The following is a 19,909-nucleotide window of genomic DNA, read 5'->3' on the forward strand; positions in this document are numbered from 1 at the left end:
AAATTACTCTTTCGAAAGCGGTCGGCGAAGGCGATTATGGCCCTTCGGGATCGACCGGGTTCGAGATGAAGGCGACGGTGGGATAACCGGCTGCCTGCACATTGAAAATCGTTCCTGCAACGCAGCGCCATGGCGCATTCACGTCACCGCGGATGTGCACCTGCGGGATCAGTTCCGGATCGGCCATGATAGCTTCCGGACCACCTGCGCGCTGAACGATGGCATCGAGGCGTTCGAATGCACGATCGTAAAGCTCGGTCGAATCGACAAGCGTCGTGTTGTTCAGGAACACGCGGCATTCCCCGTCGCGCGTGGCACCGGTGAAGCCGCTGCGGATGGTGTCGGGCGTACGGCCCTGTGCATCCGTTGTGGTCACGGTAATCAGCAGGTTTTCGACCTTGTCATCCGACTCTTGCGTTTCGATGATCGGGATCCGAAGTTCTTCAACCGTCTGGATGGCCACTGGAACTGCGATCAAGAAGATGATCAGAAGCACCAACATGACGTCGACGAGCGGCGTCGTGTTGATGTCGGACATCGGTGTCTCTTCGCCGCCCAACTGAATTGCCATGTGTCTTTTCCTATTTCACGTAAGTGAGGAAGCGGCGGGCATCAGCATGCGACGATGCCCGCCAATTCATACAGTCTAGCTTAGCTCTTCGGCTTCGGCATCGCGCCTGCGGTGGTGCCGGCAGCCGGGGTCTTGGCAGCCGGAGCGGCCTTTGCCGGTGCGGCCTTGGCAGTCGACTTGTTCGGGGCAGTAGCCAAAGTCGGCTTAACGGCACCGTCCGAAGTGATGTTCGCCTGCAGATCGGTCGAGAAGCCGGAAAGCATCGATGCGATCTTGCGGTTGCGCGACTGCAGGTAGTTGTATGCGAACACAGCCGGCACAGCGACCATCAGGCCGATGGCGGTCATGATCAGGGCTTCACCCACCGGGCCCGCGACCTGGTCGATCGAAGCCGAACCGGTTGCACCGATCTTGATCAGCGCGCGATAGATACCGATCACGGTACCGAGCAGGCCGACGAAGGGAGCGGTTGCACCCACGGTAGCGAGGAACGGCAGGCCGCCAGCAAGCTTGGCATTGATGGACGCTTCCGAACGAGCGAGCGTGCCGTGGAGCCAATCGTGCGATTCGAGGCTATCCGTCATCTTGTCGGATTCCTGACCGGCACGGATGCCGTCATCGACCAGCTGGCGCCATGCGCTGTTCTTGTCGAATTTGGTGGCGCCGTCCTTCAGCGAACCGGCGCGCCAGAATGCTGCGCGGTTGGAGCGATATTCCTTCATCACCTTGTTCTGTTCGAAATATTTGGTGATCAGGATGTAGAATGAACCGACCGACATGATGATCATCACGCCAAGGATAAACCAGGCGACCGGGCCGCCTTCTTCCATTGCTTCCCAGAAACCAAACTGGGTCGCCGGGGCAGCATCGTTGGCCGCGGCCAGAAAATCGATAAGCATGCTAAATGTCCTCTTCTAAGAGAATTTAAATAATGAGTTTTAGTTGAGCCGGTACACGATTGTGGTCGAGAAGCTGCCCGATGTCGGGTTGCCACTACGATCGAGGGCTGGGTTAAACCGGGCATACCTGCGCATACCGTCGCAAGCCGCTTCTTTCAGAATATCGTCAGCAGAACCGGAAGGTGTGCATCCAGATACGCGTCCTTCAGAATTAATAGTCACACTCACGCGGACCTGTCCTTCGATTTCGCGACGAATGGCACGCGAAGGATAGGCTTCCTGAATGCGGCTGGCCCAACGACGCTGATTGTCTGGCGATGCATCACGCGACAGGTTAGGCGCAGGCGGCGGTGCAGGCGGCGGTGCCGGCGGCGCAGCAGGAGCCGGTGGCGGCACAACGCGGCTGATGGGTGCCGGCGGCGGAATGTTCGGCTGGACCCGCACAGGCGGCGGGTTTGGCGCGACATTGATCGGCGGCGGGGGCGCGACCGGTGGCGGCGGAGCAACTTCCTGCTCCGGCGGCGGTGGCGGCGGTTCTTCCTCAGGTGGCGGTGGCGGCGGGTCGTCAATATCCACGGTGGTCACGCGTTCGACAGCTTCCTTGAAAGCTGAATAGGCAAGACCGGTCACCAGCATATAGCCAAGACCGATGTGAATAAGGGCAACGATAATAACCGCGATGATGCGATTACCGCTCATTTCTTGGTCAGCGTAAGCCATCCAGTCCCTTCACTCCATTAATTGCACCGGGGCTAAGCCCGGCTACTCGACCGTTAAGATTCCCACCTTGCCAGCCGTGGCGGATTGTTGTCCAGCCCATTTTCTGTCCTGCAAGACCAACCAAGCAATGAAAGATTAGTGCCCGATTGGCCACATCCGGATTATTTTTGTTATCCCGGGGGCCTTTCGGGGCGCGTCTTAACCGGACCGAAGGGTCTGAGCAAATGCTTTTCCGATTAAGTCACGATTAAGCGCAGTTTCCCTTTGAGGCACAAGCAAAAGTCCATTCGGGCGGCGGGTGTGCAGACGCGTTGAACATGTCTCTGCATGCTCCGGCCATTGCATTCAGCAGTCAATCAGTTGAGAGAGATTCGCATGAGCATTAAATTTCTTCGTTCCACGGCTCGGCCCCCTTTCCGACTGAGTTTTGCGATGCTGGCAGCGAGCGCGCTTGCCGCCTGTTCGACTGCATTGCCTTCGCTTCCCGCCCTCTCGCAGGACCGCGACGAGGCAATGGTTGTGGAGCTCGGGCAGGGAGAGGATCCCACCTACGCCGATCTCGTGACCTATGCGCTGGAAGCGGAATTGGTTGCGACCGTGCAGATCGATGAGGCGATTGCGTTCTCGCAGGAGCGCGCGCCCGATGTTCGGCCGGAACGCGTGCGCCTTTATATAGAATCGCTCACGCAGAACCTCCTCACCGCGCCGCGCGGCGTTGGCGAATCGCTCATTTTCGTCACCGAGACCGATCGCGATGCCGATGGTGATGCGCCCGATTGGGACAATCGCAGCTTCGTGATCTTTGCCGACATGTCGACGACGCAACCTAATGCCGTGCAGCTCATATCGTCTCGCGCGATGTTTCCTTCCGGACCTGTACTGCAGGAAAGGGTGCGCCGTGTGTTGCGACAGCTCGCCGCAGCCGATGCGACGCCACCTATCACAGGCGTGCGCGATGTGATTTCGGTGCCGGGGAACCTGGCGGGTGAATCGGAAACGCAGATGTTTGTTGAGACGACTACGGGCGCGCCCGTTTCGCTCACCGTCATTCGCCGTCCGGGCCAGGCACCTGAATGGGGCGTGTCGCTGGGTGAGATTGTGGACGTATCGGCTCGCCCGCCAGAGCCTGAAACACTCGCCTGGTTCCGCTTTGCATGCTCCCTGCCCGAATCGCTGTCAGATGACACATTCCTGCAAGATGATGCGGAATCGCGCCGCCGTGCCCGGGAAGATTACGCGTTCGTTCGCGAGCAGCTGGGGCCTTGCGAACGCCGATATAGCTGAGCGCCTTCATCTCGGACGAAGTTTTCGTTGACGAAAGCGAAGCCCATCTCGCTTGCCCCCGACTGACTGCATTCGTAACGCGCATCGGTATCTAACACCGCAGGGCAAGACGGGGGGATCATGGCAGACAATTTGCGTATCGCATTGGCAGGGGTTGGCACGGTGGGTGCAGGTGTCGTTCGTCTGCTCGAGGAGAATGGCTCGTTGATTGCGAAGCGCGCGGGCCGGACGATCGAGGTCGTCGCGGTATCTGCAAGGGACCGCGCCAAAGACCGGGGCGTCGATCTGTCCGCCTATGATTGGGAAGACGACATGACTGCCTTTGCCGCGCGCGGCGATGTGGATGTCGTGGTAGAACTGGTCGGCGGATCGGACGGTCCGGCTCTCGCCCTTGCGCGCAAGGCGCTGGAGAACGGCAAGAGCCTCGTCACCGCCAATAAGGCGATGGTCGCGCATCACGGGCTGGAACTGGCGCAGCTGGCCGAGCAAAGCGGCGCTGCCTTGCGTTATGAAGCTGCTGTCGCTGGAGGCATCCCGGCCATCAAGGGCCTTGGCGAGGGCGCAGCGGCGAACCGCATCGAGCGCATTTACGGCATCCTAAACGGCACCTGCAATTACATCCTCTCCGAAATGGAAAGCACGGGGCGCGACTTTGCCGATGTTCTCGCCGAAGCGCAGGCGCTGGGCTATGCGGAGGCCGACCCGACGTTCGATATCGAAGGCGTGGATGCGGCGCACAAACTCTCGATCCTCGCGGCACTGGGGTTTGGCACGCGGCTGGATTTCGCTTCAGTCGATACGAGCGGGATCAGCCGCATTCGCGCCGCCGATATCGCGCAGGCCGATGCGCTGGGCTACGTCATTCGCCTGATAGGTCTCGCGGATGTTTCGGGGAGCGAGGAATCGCTCCAGCTGTTCCAGCGCGTCGCGCCCTATCTGGTGGCGAAGGATCACCCGCTGGCAGGCGTGTCGGGTCCCACTAACGCCGTAGTATGCGAAGGCAATTTCTCGGGTCGACTGCTATTCGAAGGCGCCGGCGCGGGCGATGGCCCGACGGCGAGCGCGGTAGTTGCGGACCTTATCGACATAGCGCGTGGCAGTACGCCGCCACCATTCTCCATTCCCGTATCTGCGTTGGAAGAAACCGCGCCTGCAGATCCGGGGCATCGTCGCAATCGCGCCTACATTCGGATGGTTGTTGCCGATAAGCCCGGCGTCCTGGCGGAGATCACCGCTGCCATGCGCGATGCTGAAGTTTCCATCGAAAGCTTTATTCAGCATGGCCAGCCTGATGGCGATGACGCCCCTGTACTGATCGGCATGGTCACGCACGAATCGCCCGAAGCTGCGGTAAGCAAGGCACTGACGCTGCTCGAGGGCTCGCCAAGCCTTGTCGAGGAGCCTCTGGTGATGCGGCTCCTGCGCTAATCATCCTCGGACAAGTCGATCGGGACGCGCTCTCCCGATAGCTGCTCAGCGCTCGGCGCTGCGTTTTCTACTTCGGTGACCAATTCCACTTGGTCGCTGGCTAACGGCTCCGGCAGGGTGGAAAAATCGAGCATGTAGGCAGGTTCGGGCGCGTAACCGACGCGGATACATGCAGACGTGCCAACCGCGCCGGGATTAGTCACCCAGCATGGCGGGTCGGTCAGCCCGGGAATGACGGTGCGGTCCGATTGGACTTCGCGGGGAATGGGCGAGCGATAGCGTTCGGTCTCATCGAGCTGGCGGCAGACGAGGATCACGCCCTCCTCAGTCGCCTCGGTCTCACACGGCCTTTCTTCGACGATCGTAAGGGGCACCTCTTGATCGACTTCGGTCTCAACTGCGGGGCCGTAGACCTCCTGCGATGCCGCAGAGACCGGAATTACAGCACTCGCGGCGCACATTGCGACCAATAGCCTCGACATCCGCGACCCTCCTGCTAAGCGAGCCGCAACAGAGGCGTTGGAGGCTGAATTACCGATGAATTCGACGGGTTTAAAAGAGCAGAGCGTGCTTGATCGGGTATTGGTGCTGGAGATGGTGCGGGTCACCGAAAGCGCCGCGATTGCCGCATCCGATCTGATAGGGCGCGGGGACGAGAAAGCCGCTGACGCTGCGGCGGTGGAGGCCATGCGCCGCGCCTTCGATACTCTCTATATGGATGGCACCGTCGTTATCGGTGAAGGAGAGCGTGATGAAGCGCCCATGCTCTATATCGGTGAGAAAGTCGGCGGCGCGCCGGGCAAGGGGCCGAAGATCGACATCGCGCTCGATCCCCTGGAAGGCACGACCATTACTGCCAAGGCGGGTCCGAATGCGCTCGCCGTGCTCGCTGCGGCTGAGGAAGGCTGCCTGCTCAACGCGCCTGATGTCTATATGGATAAAATTGCTGTTGGACCGGGTTACCCTGCCGATGTGATTAGCCTCGACAAAAGCGTGACCGAGAATGTCGAAGCCGTTGCGGCCGCTAAGGGCGTCGAATCGAAGGACATCATTGTCTGTGTGCTCGATCGCCCCCGACATGCCGATTTGATTGCAGAGCTGCGAAGTCTCGGCTGCGGCGTTGTGCTGATCGGCGATGGCGATGTGGCCGGTGTGATCGCGACGACCGATCAAGACACGACAATCGACATGTATATGGGCCAAGGCGGTGCGCCCGAGGGTGTGCTAGCGGCTGCCGCGCTTCGCTGTGTTGGCGGCCAATTCAATGGTCGCCTCGTCTTCCGCAATGATGATGAACGCGCCCGCGCCGCCAAATGGGGCATCGAAGATCTGGACCGCGTTTATAAGCTGGAAGATCTCGCCAAGGGCGACTGCATCTTCGCGGCAACCGGCGTTACCGAAGGATCGCTACTTTCCGGCGTGAAACGGCTTCGTCGACCCAATGGCGACCGGGTGATGACGACCGAAAGCGTGGTGATGCGCGCAAGTTCGGGCACCGTGCGCTGGATCAAGGGCGAGCACCGACTTTGAATTAAGTTGCGGTTTGAAACTTTTCTGCTAGTCTGTCGGCATGAAAAAGGCAGACAGTCTTTCGCTTTCCGATCACGTACGGCTCGAATTGGATCTTGCACATCGAAAGGTCAAGCCAGCTTCGTCCTTCCGACATCTTGAGCGCGCGCATGTGCTGTCTCAATATTCGACGAAGGATCATACGGCTGTTCATTTTGCCATGCTGCGATGGGCGTGGCAGCAGCGAGACTGGCGGGAAGGAACCGGCCAGATTGTTCGCCTGATTGGCGCGATGACCAAAACGGCATTCGGCTTGATCCCGGCAGGAAACACCGGGGGAAGCAATGTGAGCCCGATTAAGCCGATGCCGATCCCGGACGATCTTGCCGCCATTATCGCTTCCTGTCGCCTCTGATCTGAGGACAACCTGATTTCCCCCTCTGTTGCGTTTCCATGACTCTCGGCTAGGCACGCTCAAGCACTCGCTCAAAGGGATTCGTTCTCCATGAAGATCATGTCCGGCAACTCCAACATGCCGCTCGCACGCGCTATTGCAGCCTATCTCGAGGCTCCATTGACCGACGCGAGCGTCCGCCGCTTTGCCGACGAAGAGGTTTTTATCGAGATCCATGAGAATGTACGCGGGGAAGACGTATTCATCGTCCAGTCGACGAGCTTTCCGGCGAATGACAATTTGATGGAATTGCTAATCGGCATAGATGCACTGCGCCGTGCATCGGCCAAGCGGATCACGGCGGTGGTGCCCTATTTCGGCTACGCCCGGCAAGATCGCAAACCCGGCCCGCGCACGCCGATTTCGGCGAAGTTGGTGGCTAACCTGATTACCGAAGCAGGCGCGGATCGCGTGCTTGCCGTCGACCTGCATGCCGGGCAAATTCAGGGCTTCTTCGATATTCCGACGGACAATCTCTACGCCGCGCCCACCATGGCGGCGGACATTCAGGCGCGTTACGGCGATGAAGACCTCATGGTCGTGTCGCCCGATGTCGGCGGCGTGGTGCGTGCCCGCGCGCTTGCCAAGCGCCTCGACAACGCGCCGCTCGCTATCGTCGACAAGCGCCGCGATCGCCCGGGCGAAAGCGAAGTTATGAATATCATTGGTGACGTGAAGGGGCGCAGCTGCATCCTGATTGACGATATCGTCGATTCTGGCGGCACGCTGTGCAATGCGGCGCAGGCGCTGCTCGATCAGGGCGCGAAAAGCGTGGCCGCTTATATTACGCATGGCGTGCTCTCGGGCGGAGCAGTGGCCCGGGTCGACAAATCAGCGCTCAAGGAACTGGTCATAACAGACAGCATCCAGCCCACTGAAGCGGCGCACCAATCTGATCGCATTCGAGTGCTGACAATCGCTCCCTTGCTAGGCGAGGCGATGCGCCGGATTGCGGACGAAAGCTCGGTGTCGAGCCTGTTCGACTGATCAGCCTTCAGGCGGCCCTGAACGCGGTTCGCTATCGGGATCACGCCAGGGCCCCAGCTCTTCCGGATCCAACCGGTTGAGCGCATCGAGCCTTCGGCGTTGCCGCACTTCCAGAGCTAGCCGCAGAAACGGATGCATGCCGTTTTTGAGCTCGCCGGGAGACATGTCGAAGAAAGCACGCACTTCCTTGATCTGGTGCGATTGGTCGAAATAGCGATCTTCGATTTCTGGCTGGTCTTCCGGCCTGGCGACACCCAGGAGAGCCGCACCCATATCCAGCGCGCGTGCCCGGCGCAGCGCCTGTTTGGGCGTGATGCCGAAGGATTGCTTGATACAGCGCTCTATGGTGCGTTTGGATACCGATTGCCGGCTGGCAAATTCTTCTACTGTTATTTCCGGTTCCGCCAAGCAAGCGGTCTCAAACGCGCGGCTGATCGCATCCGGACGCTCTTTCCCGCCCTGCGCGACGAGCGGCCTCAGGAAATCTTCCTCCAGCACGGCAAGCCACGTCTCATAGTCATTGCCCAGCGGGACAAGCTTGGCGAGCGGAATGTCGCGGCCGAAATACTCATCGAGATCGATAATGCGGTTGACCGTTTCGGAGGGAGGCGGGAAGCCCAGCAATTGCGCTGCCCCTGCGTTAAAGTGAAGGGCGATGGCGGTGTATTTGCCGGCGATGCTGAGCGGCATACGCCGCGTTTGCGGCCCGAAATAAAGCGCCTTGCCGTGCTTGCCAGGTTGCCAGCTTTGTTCGCCATCAGCGGTGCCTGCCGTCCACGCATCGTGGAAGATAAAGGTGATGCAAGGGTGATCCACAGTGCGACCGCAATGGACGCGAACGCCGGGTGGCAACTCCCCTTCCGACATGCTCCACCAGTAAAGCCATGGCCGCAGGTCGGGCGCAGGCGCGCGGGACATTGCGAGGGGCGCGCCACTTTTGGTCGCACCTGTTTGCGATGTGATCTGCGGCCCCTTGTTCATTGCTTTCGTTCTTGCGTAAAGAAACTGCAAAATGCAACTTTCCACTCTCGCCATAGAAAGCGATTATGATCTCATCTTCTGATATTGCCCTGGCGCATCGCCTTGCCGATGCCGCCCGGGCTGAAATCCGCCCGCTCTTTCGCACTGGTCTCGGCAGTGAATCGAAAGGCGATGCCACGCCGGTGACAGAGGCCGATCGCAATGCCGAAACCGCGATGCGCAAAATCATCGAAGTTGAATGCTCGGCCGATGGCATTCATGGCGAGGAATCTGGCGTGAAAGAAGGCGTATCGGGCCGCCAATGGGTCCTTGATCCGATCGACGGGACCACCGCCTTCCTTGCTGGTCGACCGATTTTCGGCACATTGATCGCGCTTCTCGCAGACGGTTTTCCAGTGCTCGGCGTGATCGACCAGCCGATCCTCGGCGAACGCTGGCTGGGCGTGTCGGGGCAGGAAACCACATTCAACGGCAAAGCCGTTTCCACACGCCGTTGCCCCGAACTCGACAAGGCGACAATCGCCACGACAGGGCCGCATTATTTCTCGGTAGAGCAGGGCGATCGCTTCATGGCGCTGGCAGGGCAAACCGATCACAAGCGGATGGTGATGGGCGGCGACTGCTATAATTACGGCTGCCTGGCATCCGGCCATCTCGACATCGTCTGCGAGGCGGGACTTCAGCTATACGACTATGCCGCTCTCGTACCCGTCGTGGAAGGCGCGGGCGGTGTTATGGGGGACTGGCGCGGGGAGCCGCTGCACGCAGGCTCTGATGGCACGGTGCTCGCTTTAGGCGATGCGGCACGGCTGGATGATGTGGTCGAGATTCTAGCTGGCTGAGGCTCTTTCCGATCCGGACATCCGCATCATTTCTGCTTACTGCTTCAGGCGAACCCGCGCGGCTTTGACACGAGGCCTTCTTTTTGCAAATTAACATAGGTTACGTGTGAAATAGGGGGTATTTTATGCAAGGTCAGGTTCTTGGCTTCTCGGGCGCGGACGGCGCCATCACCGGCGATGATGGCAAGAGATACAAATTCACAAGAAGCGAATGGAAAAGTGAGCGCGATCCGCGTGGCGGCGAACGCGTGGATTTCATTGAAAATGCAGACGGCACTGCGGGCGAGATTTATCCGCTGAAACGCGCAGCTGCGGCGCCTGATTTCGGCGCGGTATTGCAGAGCGGGGGTGAAGGGCTTTCCCGCATGGCAGAGGGCGCAGGCGCTTCCGGCATCGTCGAGAAAATGAAAAGCGCGCCAGCCATGGTGATTGCGGGACTAATCCTCTTCGTTTGCCTGCTCCTTCCTTATATCAGCGTCTCTTTCATGGGCTCGGACGATACCACGTCACTGATCGGCTTTGCTGTTGGTGGCAGTACCGATCTGGCAGACCTTGCAGATTATGCCCGCGACCGGGCCGAGAACACGTGGCTGATGGCGGAAAGCGACCGCGCCACCTTGCGAGACGTGGCGACTGTCTTCGACGGATTGGCAATCATGGGCTGGACGTTGCTGATCCTTCCGATCTTTGCGGGCGTCACCATCTTTCGCGCCATCAAAGGCCAGCCGACGCGGACTTTCGAAATCCTGACGATCGTCGCCACTGGCTGGGCGATGCTCTATTTCATCGGAGTTCAGGAAGTAATGGCTGGCGCGATTGAGCAACGGCTTGGCGGTTTCATTTCGGCAGACAGCGTGCGCGAAGGTTGGTCTCTGGGCTTTGGCGGCTACCTGCTCATCCTGCTTGCGGTCGCCACCGTCCTCAACCTGACAGGCAAGCTGAAATTCTAGTTTGAGATGGCAGCGGCTTAAGCTGTTCCGCGAACCAGCGGCACAACATTCGACGGCGGGGCGCGCGAAAGCGCGCTCCGCCGCTTGCATTTCGCCGCGAAACCGCTAAATGCGCGCCTTCACTGACACGTGATTCATTTGCCGGTCTGGCCGTTAGGGCTGCCAGGGCTGGTTGAACGTGTTTCTGACCCACATCCTTTTAGGGGAGAACGAAAATGCCCAAACTGAAGACCAAGAGCGGCGTGAAGAAGCGCTTCAAGCTCACCGCCACCGGCAAGGTCAAGCATGGCGTTGCAGGTAAGCGCCACCGCCTGATCAGCCACAGTGCAAAGTATATCCGCCAGCAGCGCGGCACCAAGGTTCTGGCGAAAGCCGACCAGGCAGCCGTGAAAAAGTGGGCGCCCTACGGGCTGGATTGATTCGAAGAGCGGCTCCTGCCCGCTCCCCCTCCCAGCCACCCGATATTGTCTCGGGTGAGCATCGGGTGGCTGGGAGGGGGAGACGGGCCGGCACCGAGCAGATTACAAAGGATATAAGATATGCCTCGCATTAAACGTGGTACGACCACCCGCACCAAGCACAAGCGTCTTCTGGAACAGGCCAAGGGTTACCGCGGCCGCCGCAAGAATACGATCCGCGTCGCGCGCCAGGCCGTCGAAAAGGCCGGCCAGTACGCCTATCGCGACCGCAAGGTTAAGAAGCGCAACTTCCGCGCCCTCTGGATCCAGCGCATCAACGCTGCTGTCCGCGCCGAAGGCCTCACCTATTCGCAGTTCATGCACGGCGTGAAGCTGGCAGGTATCGAGCTCGACCGTAAGGTCATGGCCGATCTCGCCATGAACGAAGGCGAAGCCTTTGGTCACATCATCAAGCAGGCCAAGGAAGCGCTTCCGGCCTAATTGGTGAAATGCACGAAATCAGGAAGCGCCATCCGAAAGGGTGGCGCTTTTTGTTTGTCCCCTTTAAGCGGTCCCGCATCATGAGCACCGAACAGGAAAATCAGGTCACCCAGACGCTCGAACGGCTGCACCAGGCTGCCAGCGTCAGCGATGTCGAAGCCATTCGCGTGGAAGCGCTGGGCAAGCAGGGCTGGATCAGCCAGCTGATGAAAACGCTCGGCAAGATGACGGCTGAAGAACGGCAGACCGAAGCGCCGCGGATCCAGGGCATTCGCGCCCGTGTGGCCGACGCGATCGAGGATCGCAAAGCTGCGCTCGAAGCGGCCGAATTGGAAGCGCGCCTCGCCACGGAAACGCTCGACCTCACCCTGCCTGCACCTGACGCGCCGCGTGGCAGCGTGCACCCGGTCAGCCAGATGATGGACGAGCTGGCTGAGATTTTCGCCGACATGGGCTTCTCGGTCGCCACCGGCCCGGAGATCGAGGACGACTGGTACAATTTCACCGCGCTCAACATGCCGGAAAGCCATCCGGCGCGCGCGATGCACGATACCTTCTATTTCCCGGACCCTGCGCCCAAGGGTGGTAAGATGCTGCTTCGCACGCATACTTCGCCGGTGCAGATCCGCACGATGATGAGGGACGGCGCACCGCTGCGAATCATCGCGCCCGGCCGGGTTTATCGCTCGGACAGCGACGCCACGCATACGCCGATGTTCCATCAGGTCGAAGGCCTCGTGATCGATAAGGGCATTCACCTCGGTCACCTTAAGTGGACGCTGGAGACTTTCTTGAAGGCGTTCTTCGAGACCGACGATATCGTTCTGCGCCTGCGCCCGAGCTACTTCCCGTTCACCGAACCTTCCGTAGAAGTCGATGTCGGCTTTGCCATCGTTGACGGCAAGCGCGTGCTGGGCGGCAGCGGCGATGCGCCCGGCCATGCGTGGATGGAGCTTCTCGGCAGCGGCATGGTCAATCGCCGCGTGATCGAATTTGCCGGGCTTGATCCTGACGAGTGGCAGGGCTTTGCCTGGGGCCTCGGCGTCGATCGTCTCGCCATGCTGAAATACGGCATGGACGATCTGCGCGCCTTCTTCGATGGCGATGCGCGCTGGCTGCAGCACTACGGTTTTTCAGGTCTCGACCAGCCTACCCTGTCCGGCGGCGTGGGAGCAAAAGCATGAAGTTCTCGCTCGAGTGGCTGAAATACTTCCTCGATACCGACGCGGCAGTCGAGGATGTTGCAACGACTCTCAATGCGATTGGCATCGAAGTCGAGGGGATCGACGATCCGGCGGAGAAGCTGGACGGGTTCCGCGTGGCCGAAGTGCTGACCGCCAAAAAGCATCCCGATGCGGACAAGCTGCAGGTGCTCACCATCGATGCCGGTCAAGGCGAACCTTTGCAGGTGGTATGCGGCGCACCCAATGCGCGCGCGGGAATGAAAGGTGTGCTCGGCCTACCCGGTGCGGAAGTTCCGGCCAACGGGATGAAGCTCAAGAAGAGCGCGATCCGCGGCGTCGAGAGCAACGGCATGATGTGCTCGGTGCGCGAACTGGAGTTGGGCGATGAGCACGATGGGATCATCGAGCTTCCTGAAAATGCGCCCGTCGGCACAAGCTTTGCCGAATATCATAACGCCTCGCCGGTGTTTGACGTGGCGATCACGCCCAACCGGCCCGATTGCATGGGTGTCTACGGTATCGCCCGCGATCTCGCAGCAGCGGGCCTCGGCACGTTCAAGCCGATCGAACCCGGCGCAATCGATGCCAAAGGCGCATGCCCCGTCGAAATTCGCACGGACGATCCCGAAGGCTGCCCGGCCTTCTATGGCCGCGTGGTGAAAGGCGTCGACAACACCGTTTCCTCACCCGATTGGATGCAAAAGCGCCTGATTGCCACGGGCCAGCGCCCAATCAATGCGATTGTCGACATTACCAATTACCTGATGCTCGCATTCGGCCGTCCGGCGCATGCCTATGACCTCGCGAAGCTCTCCGGTCCGGTTGTCGCGCGCCGCGCCAAGGATGGCGAAAAGGTCGAAGCGCTCAACGAGAAGACCTACACTCTCGATTCCAGCATGACGGTGATTGCGGACGATAATGGCGTCCACGATATCGCCGGGATCATGGGCGGTGAGCATTCGGGCGTGCAGCCAGAGACCACCGACGTGCTGCTCGAAATCGCCTATTTCAATCCCGAAGCGATCGGGGTGACGGGCCGCAAGCTTGGTCTCGCCTCCGATGCGCGCACGCGCTTTGAACGCGGTGTCGATCCCGCTTTCCTCGATGATGGCCTCGCGATCCTTACCAGCCTGATCCAGCGCGTGTGCGGCGGTGAAGCGAGCGAAGTCGTGCGCGCCGGTTCGCCGCCGAGCGAGCCCAAAGTGGTTCGTTTCGATCCCGCGTTGACTGCGAAGCTGGGCGGTGTCGAAGTGGACGAAGCCGAACAGAAGCGTGTCCTCGAAAGCCTGGACTTCACGGTCGATGCCGCCTGGAACGTCACCTGCCCGTTGCGCCGCCACGATATCGAAGGTCCGGCTGATCTGGTCGAGGAAGTCGTGCGCATCCACGGCCTCGACAATGTCGAAAGCGTTGCCCTGCCGCGCGTCGATGGCGTTGCCCGTCCAACCGCCACGCCGCAGCAGCAGATAGAGCGCAAGCTCCGCCGTGCCGCTGCGGCAAGCGGGCTGAACGAAGCGGTGACGTGGAGCTTCCTCCCCACCGACCAAGCTGAGCATTTCGCCGCCCTTCGACAGGCTCAGGATGAGCGGGAAGCGCTCTGGGTGCTGGACAATCCGATCAGCGAAGACATGAAGGCCATGCGCCCCTCGCTTATCCCCGGCCTGCTCTCGGCGGTCAAACGCAACATGGATCGCGGGGCGGAAAGCCTGCGCCTGTTCGAAATCGGTCGCCGCTATTTGCGCGCCAAGGATGGCTCTTCGGACGAGCATCCGACGCTCGCCGTGCTGCTGGCTGGCGCAAGGACACCGCGCGGCTGGGCGACCGGAAAGGCGCAGATGTTCGATGCCTTCGACGCGAAGGGTGCTGCCGAAGCATTGCTGGCGGAAGCAGGCGCACCGGTGGCAAACCTGATGGTGATGGGTGATGCTGGCCCGCAATTCCATCCCAGTCAGTCCGGCACTCTGCGGCTCGGCCCGAAGAATATGCTCGCCCGCTTCGGCGCGCTGCACCCCGCAACGCTCGACGCCTTCGATGTCGATGGCCCGGTTGTCGCGGTAGAGATCTATCTCGATGCAATCCCGGCAAAGAAGGGCAAGCAGGGCTTTGCCAAGCCGCATTACGCGCCGCCCGCTCTACAGGCCGTGACCCGCGATTTCGCTTTTCTGGTCCCCGCGGATCTGCCTGCGGGCGATTTGCTGCGGGCGGTAAAAGGCGCGGACAAGAAAAACATCGTCGATGCCCGTGTGTTCGATGTCTTCGCAGGCCAGGGCGTGCCAGAAGGCAAGAAATCCGTCGCGGTGGAAGTCACTCTCCAGCCGGGCGAGAAATCGTTCAAGGATGACGAGCTGAAGGCGATTTCGGATGCGGTGGTTGCTGCGGCTGTGAAACAGGGCGCGGAGCTTCGCGGGTAATCCATGACCTCAAATCGCCGTACTTTTGCGATCATCTCGCACCCTGACGCCGGTAAGACCACGCTTACGGAAAAGCTGCTGCTGCAAGGCGGCGCTATTCATCAGGCGGGCGCTGTGAAGGCGCGCGGGGAAGCGCGGCGGGCGCGGTCTGACTGGATGAAGATCGAGCAGCAGCGCGGTATCTCGGTCACCTCCAGCGTGATGACGTTCGAAAAGCAGTACGATGGCGAGACCATCACTTTCAACCTCCTCGATACGCCGGGTCACGAAGATTTCTCCGAAGACACTTATCGCACCCTGACGGCGGTCGACAGCGCGATTATGGTGATCGATGCGGCCAAAGGTATTGAGCCGCAGACGCGCAAGCTGTTCGAGGTCTGCCGCCTGCGCAATGTGCCGATCATCACTTTCGTCAACAAGGTGGACCGCGAAGGCCGCGACCCGTTCGAGACGCTGGACGAAGTGGCGGATATGCTCGCGCTCGATGTCAGTCCGCAAATGTGGCCGATCGGCATGGGCGGCCTGTTCGAGGGCCTGCTCGATTTTCGTACCGAGGAAGTGGCGCGGGTCGAAGGCGGTTCGAAAGATTACCTCGGCAAGCGCGATGCGCTCGCAGATTCCAGTATCCCGGAGAATTACGAGGAAGAATACCAGCTGGCCCAAGCCGGCTATCCCGAATTCGACCTCGAAGCCTATCGCAATGGTGACCTGACTCCGGTATATTTCGGTTCCGCGCTCAAGAACCTCGGTGTCGAGGAGCTGATCGACGCGATTGCCCGTTACGCACCGCCGCCGCGTCCGCAGCCTGCGGGTGAGGAGAAGATCGGACCGGAGTACGGCGAAGTCACCGGGTTCATCTTCAAAGTGCAGGCGAATATGGACCCGAACCACCGGGACCGGATCGCCTTTATGCGGCAGGTGTCGGGCACGTTCAAACGCGGCATGAAACTGACCCCGTCCGGCCTTGGCAAGCCCATTGCCGTCCATTCCCCGATCCTGTTCTTCGCGCAGGATCGCGAGATTGCCGATACGGCAGAGCCAGGCGATATCATCGGCATTCCGAACCACGGCACGCTGCGCGTGGGCGATACGCTGAGTGAGAAGGACACTGTTCGCTTTACCGGACTGCCCAACTTTGCGCCGGAGATCCTGCGCCGTATCCAGTTGAAGGATCCGACCAAGACCAAGCAGCTGAGGAAAGCGCTCGATGACCTTTCGGAAGAGGGCGTTATCCAGGTTTTCTATCCGGAGATCGGCGGCAGCAGCATTGTCGGCGTGGTCGGTCAACTTCAGCTCGACGTGCTGATTTCGCGCCTGGGTGCGGAGTACAAGGTCGATGCTGCGCTCGAAGCGTCTCCCTTCGCCACGGCGCGCTGGCTGAAGGGCAGCGACAAAGCTCTGCGCGATTTCGAGCGGTTCAATCAGGGCAATCTCGCCAAGGACCGTGACGGCGACCTTGTATTCATGGCGAAAAGCCCATGGGATGTCGGCTATCAGGAAGAGAAGAACCCTGAGCTCACTTTCTCAGCAACGAAAGAACGATAGACCATAACTCCGTCACCCCAGCGAAAGCCGGGGTCTCCCCGCCTTCCGATCCCAGCTTTCGCTGGGATGACGAGTGAGGTAGTCTCGGCAAATGGCCGATTTCACCGACACGCTCACCGACAAACACATCGCGATGATTCAACGCCAGCCGGTGTTCTTTGTTGCTACCGCTGCGCCCGATGCGCGAATTAATCTCTCGCCCAAGGGTTATGACGCCTTTCGCGTGCTCGCGCCGGACCGCGTAGCCTGGCTCGACCTCGCCGGATCGGGCAATGAGACCAATGCACACCTGCTCGCCGATGGGCGGATCACCATAATGTTCTGCAATTTTGAGCAGCCCGCGCTGATCCTGCGCATTTATGGGCGCGGCAAGCCGGTATTGCCAGCCGAACATGGTTGGTACGATCTCGCGCAGCATTTCACCTTGCTTCCCGGAACGCGGCAGATCTTTGATATCGCTGTCGAAAGCGTGCAGACCAGCTGCGGCTGGGGTGTGCCTTTCATGGAGTATGAGCGCGAGCGGCACACGCTGTTGAAAGCGCATAAAGATGTCGATGAAGAGAAGTGGGTCGGCAAGCGGCAGGCGCATCCGGGTAGCATCGATGGACTGCCCACCACCAGGACCGATCGCTATATCGAGGGAACGATGCCTGCCCCTGAAAAGTAAGTCAGGGGCGATGCAACTCACTTTCGCCAGCTACAATATCCATAAGGGGATCGGCGCAGACGGGCAGCGTAATCCGCCTCGCATCCTTGATGTTATCGATGAGCTGGAGGCCGATGTGGTCGCGCTGCAGGAAGTCGACATCCGTTTCGGGGACCGGCAAAGCGTGCTCGATCTGGGCGATATCGAGAAGCGAGGCTGGCAAGTGGCGGCTGTGCCGACCAAGCCGAACAGCATGGGGTGGCACGGTAACGCCCTGCTAGTGCGACGCGGGATCGATATCCTCGACATTGCCGCGGAAAACCTGCCGCAGATCGAGCCGCGCGGCGCGGTGCGCGCGCGCCTTCGCCTCGAGCAGGCCGAATTGTGCGTCACCGCCATGCATCTTGATCTCAGCGGATTGCTGCGCAAACGCCAGTTTTCGCATCTCTGCAATGCCTCGCGTGCGCCAGGCCTTCCAGCCGTGATGATGGGGGACTGCAATGAATGGATGAAGCCCTTTGGCGGGGATCGTGGCCTCGCTGCACATTGGGAAATGGTGATTCCGGGCAAGAGCTTTCCCGCCCGTAAGCCTATGCTCGAACTCGACCGGGTCATGCATACGCCGCACTGGAAGTGTGTGAATGCCGCTGTCCATTCCAGCACGGCAGCGCGGCAAGCATCCGATCACTTGCCGATTAGGGCCGAGTTATCTCTGATCAAAAATTGAGCAGCCTGCCTGCATTTTGTGCGCTGCAGCACAAACAACAGAACAGTTGATCCCACGATCTCCTGAAAAGCATCCGAAAAGGCAAACTGGCACAGCCTTTGCAGATTGATCCTGTGGCCGGGATGATCGCCGGCGCAGGACAGGGGTCAGTGATGAAGTTCGTCATCGCCATAATCAAACCATTCAAACTCGATGAGGTGCGCGAAGCGCTTGCCGATGTCGGTGTCGCCGGGATGACAGTCTCGGAAGTGAAAGGATTCGGCCGCCAGAAGGGCCAGACCGAAATCTATCGCGGGGCCGAATACTCGGTGAACATGTTGCCGAAGGTGAAACTCGAAATTGCGGTCAGCGACGCAATGATGCCCAAAGTGGTTGAGGCCATTCAGCAGACCGCCAGCACACAAGCCATCGGCGACGGCAAGATTTTCGTGCTCGATCTCGCATCGACCACGCGCATCCGAACCGGCGAAACCGACGAAACCGCGCTGTGACCAGGGGACATTTTATGATGAAAACCGATATTCTTAAGATGGGCGCTGCTGCACTGGCTGCGCTTTCGCTATCCAGTCCAGCGTTCGCAGCACCGGTGGCCGAGGCCGCGCCTGCGGTGGCCGCAGATGCCGTCGGCGGCGGCACGGCCTATATCCTCAATACGCTGCTTTTCCTGATCGGTGGCTTCCTGGTGATGTGGATGGCGGCTGGCTTTGCCATGCTCGAAGCGGGCCTCGTTCGCACCAAGAATACCAGCACGCAGTGCCTCAAGAACATCGGCCTCTATTCGATTGCCGGGCTGATGTTCTGGGTCATCGGCTACAACATCGCCTACCCCAGCTTTGCCGAGGACAGCCTCGGCCTGATCGGTGGCTTCACCGGCATTTATTCGATGCAGGGCGTTGGCGAGGCAGATCTGGATACCGGCTATTCGGTCGCATCGGACTGGTTCTTCCAGATGGTCTTCTGCGCCACGACCGCTTCGATCGTTTCTGGCACCGTGGCAGAACGAGTGAAGATCGTTCCGTTTTTCATCTTCGTGACCGTGCTGACCGGCGTGATCTATCCGGTCGTGGTCAGCTGGGAATGGGGCGGCGGCTATCTCGATAGCGTGCATGGCTTCTCCGACTTTGCCGGTTCGACCCTTGTCCACTCGACAGGCGGCTGGGCGGCTCTTGTTGGCGCGCTGATCATCGGTCCGCGTCTTGGCCGCTATGGTCCGGGCGGGCAGGTGAATGTCTTCCCCGGCTCGAATATCCCGCTCGCCACACTTGGCACGTTTATCCTGTGGCTCGGCTGGTTTGGCTTTAACGGCGCTTCGCAGCTGGCGATGGGCACAGTGGGTGACGTATCGGACGTGTCGAAGATTTTCGTGAACACCAATATGGCGGCCGCTGGCGGCGTGGTGACCGCGATCATCCTGACCCAGCTTCGTTACAAGAAAGCAGATGTGACCATGGCGCTGAACGGCGCACTCGCCGGCCTCGTATCGATCACGGCCGAACCGCTCGCGCCAACCGTGGGCCAGTCGATTCTGATCGGTGCTGTCGGCGGTGCGATCGTGGTGTTCACCGTGCCTCTGCTCGACAAGTTCAAGATCGATGATGTTGTCGGCGCGATCCCGGTCCACCTTTTTGCAGGTATCTGGGGTACGCTGATTGTCGCCTGGACGGCCGCTCCTGATGCGGGTGTAACTTTCCTTGGTCAGCTTGTTGGCGTCCTGCTCACCATGGTCTGGGTGTCTGTCGCGAGCGCGATAGTCTGGCTCGCCCTTAAAGCCATCATGGGCGTTCGTCCCGATGAAGAAGTCGAAACCACCGGCCTCGATATCCATGAAATCGGTGTCGAAGCCTATCCGGGTCTCGCCAACCAGTCGTGACC

At 60.2% G+C, this 19,909-nt stretch carries 21 protein-coding genes; 16 read left to right on the forward strand and 5 right to left on the reverse strand.

From position 1 onward, the window contains the following. Nucleotides 1–34: 34 nt before the first annotated feature. From I5L03_RS02800 to I5L03_RS02810, 3 genes are all read right to left on the reverse strand, one after another. Complete coding sequence (locus tag I5L03_RS02800) at nucleotides 35–571, reverse strand: ExbD/TolR family protein (protein ID WP_197920166.1); 537 nt, start codon at nucleotides 569–571, stop codon at nucleotides 35–37. Between the two features lie 80 nt (nucleotides 572–651). After that, nucleotides 652–1,470 (reverse strand): MotA/TolQ/ExbB proton channel family protein, encoded by an 819-nt coding sequence (locus I5L03_RS02805; protein WP_197920167.1) that lies wholly within the window; start codon nucleotides 1,468–1,470, stop codon nucleotides 652–654. Between the two features lie 39 nt (nucleotides 1,471–1,509). Beyond that, nucleotides 1,510–2,190 (reverse strand): energy transducer TonB, encoded by a 681-nt coding sequence (locus tag I5L03_RS02810; protein WP_197920168.1) that lies wholly within the window; start codon nucleotides 2,188–2,190, stop codon nucleotides 1,510–1,512. Nucleotides 2,191–2,565: 375 nt separating this feature from the next. Here I5L03_RS02810 and I5L03_RS02815 point away from each other — a divergent pair, with 375 nt between their 5' ends. Beyond that, nucleotides 2,566–3,474 (forward strand): hypothetical protein, encoded by a 909-nt coding sequence (locus I5L03_RS02815; protein ID WP_197920169.1) that lies wholly within the window; start codon nucleotides 2,566–2,568, stop codon nucleotides 3,472–3,474. Nucleotides 3,475–3,594: 120 nt separating this feature from the next. Next, complete coding sequence (locus I5L03_RS02820) at nucleotides 3,595–4,902, forward strand: homoserine dehydrogenase (protein WP_197920170.1); 1,308 nt, start codon at nucleotides 3,595–3,597, stop codon at nucleotides 4,900–4,902. Here the strand turns inward: I5L03_RS02820 and I5L03_RS02825 are convergent. Beyond that, nucleotides 4,899–5,384, reverse strand: a complete 486-nt coding sequence (locus I5L03_RS02825) for a hypothetical protein (RefSeq protein WP_197920171.1) — start codon at nucleotides 5,382–5,384, stop codon at nucleotides 4,899–4,901. The two genes, I5L03_RS02820 and I5L03_RS02825, sit on opposite strands and share 4 nt — an antisense overlap. A gap of 55 nt (nucleotides 5,385–5,439) precedes the next feature. Between I5L03_RS02825 and glpX the strand changes: the two genes are divergently transcribed. From glpX to I5L03_RS02840, 3 genes are all read left to right on the forward strand, one after another. Beyond that, complete coding sequence (glpX, locus tag I5L03_RS02830) at nucleotides 5,440–6,432, forward strand: class II fructose-bisphosphatase (protein ID WP_197920172.1); 993 nt, start codon at nucleotides 5,440–5,442, stop codon at nucleotides 6,430–6,432. Between the two features lie 40 nt (nucleotides 6,433–6,472). Next, nucleotides 6,473–6,826, forward strand: a complete 354-nt coding sequence (locus tag I5L03_RS02835) for a DUF3703 domain-containing protein (RefSeq protein WP_197920173.1) — start codon at nucleotides 6,473–6,475, stop codon at nucleotides 6,824–6,826. Nucleotides 6,827–6,916: 90 nt separating this feature from the next. Further along, entirely contained in the window at nucleotides 6,917–7,852 is a 936-nt protein-coding gene (locus tag I5L03_RS02840) for a ribose-phosphate pyrophosphokinase (RefSeq protein WP_197920174.1), read from the forward strand. Here I5L03_RS02840 and I5L03_RS02845 read toward each other — a convergent pair whose 3' ends face one another. After that, nucleotides 7,853–8,833: a DUF6597 domain-containing transcriptional factor gene (locus I5L03_RS02845; RefSeq protein ID WP_197920175.1), complete on the reverse strand. Its 981-nt coding sequence runs from the start codon at nucleotides 8,831–8,833 to the stop codon at nucleotides 7,853–7,855. Between the two features lie 65 nt (nucleotides 8,834–8,898). Between I5L03_RS02845 and I5L03_RS02850 the strand changes: the two genes are divergently transcribed. From I5L03_RS02850 to amt, 11 genes are all read left to right on the forward strand, one after another. After that, entirely contained in the window at nucleotides 8,899–9,675 is a 777-nt protein-coding gene (locus I5L03_RS02850; protein ID WP_197920176.1) for an inositol monophosphatase family protein, read from the forward strand. Nucleotides 9,676–9,800: 125 nt separating this feature from the next. After that, on the forward strand, nucleotides 9,801–10,625 hold the full coding sequence (locus tag I5L03_RS02855) for a hypothetical protein (RefSeq protein ID WP_197920177.1): 825 nt from the start codon (nucleotides 9,801–9,803) through the stop codon (nucleotides 10,623–10,625). A 215-nt stretch (nucleotides 10,626–10,840) separates the two neighbouring features. After that, the gene (rpmI, locus tag I5L03_RS02860) at nucleotides 10,841–11,044 is read left to right on the forward strand and encodes a 50S ribosomal protein L35 (RefSeq protein WP_197920178.1); all 204 of its coding nucleotides are present in this window, start codon (nucleotides 10,841–10,843) and stop codon (nucleotides 11,042–11,044) included. Nucleotides 11,045–11,164: 120 nt separating this feature from the next. Next, on the forward strand, nucleotides 11,165–11,524 hold the full coding sequence (rplT, locus tag I5L03_RS02865) for a 50S ribosomal protein L20 (RefSeq protein ID WP_197920179.1): 360 nt from the start codon (nucleotides 11,165–11,167) through the stop codon (nucleotides 11,522–11,524). 80 nt (nucleotides 11,525–11,604) lie between these two features. Beyond that, entirely contained in the window at nucleotides 11,605–12,708 is a 1,104-nt protein-coding gene (gene pheS / locus I5L03_RS02870) for a phenylalanine--tRNA ligase subunit alpha (RefSeq protein WP_197920180.1), read from the forward strand. Next, entirely contained in the window at nucleotides 12,705–15,119 is a 2,415-nt protein-coding gene (pheT, locus tag I5L03_RS02875) for a phenylalanine--tRNA ligase subunit beta (protein WP_197920181.1), read from the forward strand. The genes pheS and pheT overlap by 4 nt, the downstream gene beginning before the upstream one ends. 3 nt (nucleotides 15,120–15,122) lie before the next feature. Next, nucleotides 15,123–16,664: a peptide chain release factor 3 gene (locus tag I5L03_RS02880; RefSeq protein ID WP_197920182.1), complete on the forward strand. Its 1,542-nt coding sequence runs from the start codon at nucleotides 15,123–15,125 to the stop codon at nucleotides 16,662–16,664. Nucleotides 16,665–16,755: 91 nt separating this feature from the next. Further along, on the forward strand, nucleotides 16,756–17,331 hold the full coding sequence (locus I5L03_RS02885; RefSeq protein WP_197920183.1) for a pyridoxamine 5'-phosphate oxidase family protein: 576 nt from the start codon (nucleotides 16,756–16,758) through the stop codon (nucleotides 17,329–17,331). Nucleotides 17,332–17,341: 10 nt separating this feature from the next. After that, the gene (locus tag I5L03_RS02890) at nucleotides 17,342–18,037 is read left to right on the forward strand and encodes an endonuclease/exonuclease/phosphatase family protein (protein WP_197920184.1); all 696 of its coding nucleotides are present in this window, start codon (nucleotides 17,342–17,344) and stop codon (nucleotides 18,035–18,037) included. Nucleotides 18,038–18,189: 152 nt separating this feature from the next. Then, nucleotides 18,190–18,528 (forward strand): P-II family nitrogen regulator, encoded by a 339-nt coding sequence (locus I5L03_RS02895; protein ID WP_197920185.1) that lies wholly within the window; start codon nucleotides 18,190–18,192, stop codon nucleotides 18,526–18,528. Nucleotides 18,529–18,542: 14 nt separating this feature from the next. Then, nucleotides 18,543–19,907: an ammonium transporter gene (gene amt, locus I5L03_RS02900; protein ID WP_234034999.1), complete on the forward strand. Its 1,365-nt coding sequence runs from the start codon at nucleotides 18,543–18,545 to the stop codon at nucleotides 19,905–19,907. Nucleotides 19,908–19,909: the final 2 nt, after the last annotated feature.

Source organism: Aurantiacibacter sediminis (genome assembly GCF_016019885.1).
Taxonomy (GTDB): domain Bacteria; phylum Pseudomonadota; class Alphaproteobacteria; order Sphingomonadales; family Sphingomonadaceae; genus Alteraurantiacibacter; species Alteraurantiacibacter sediminis.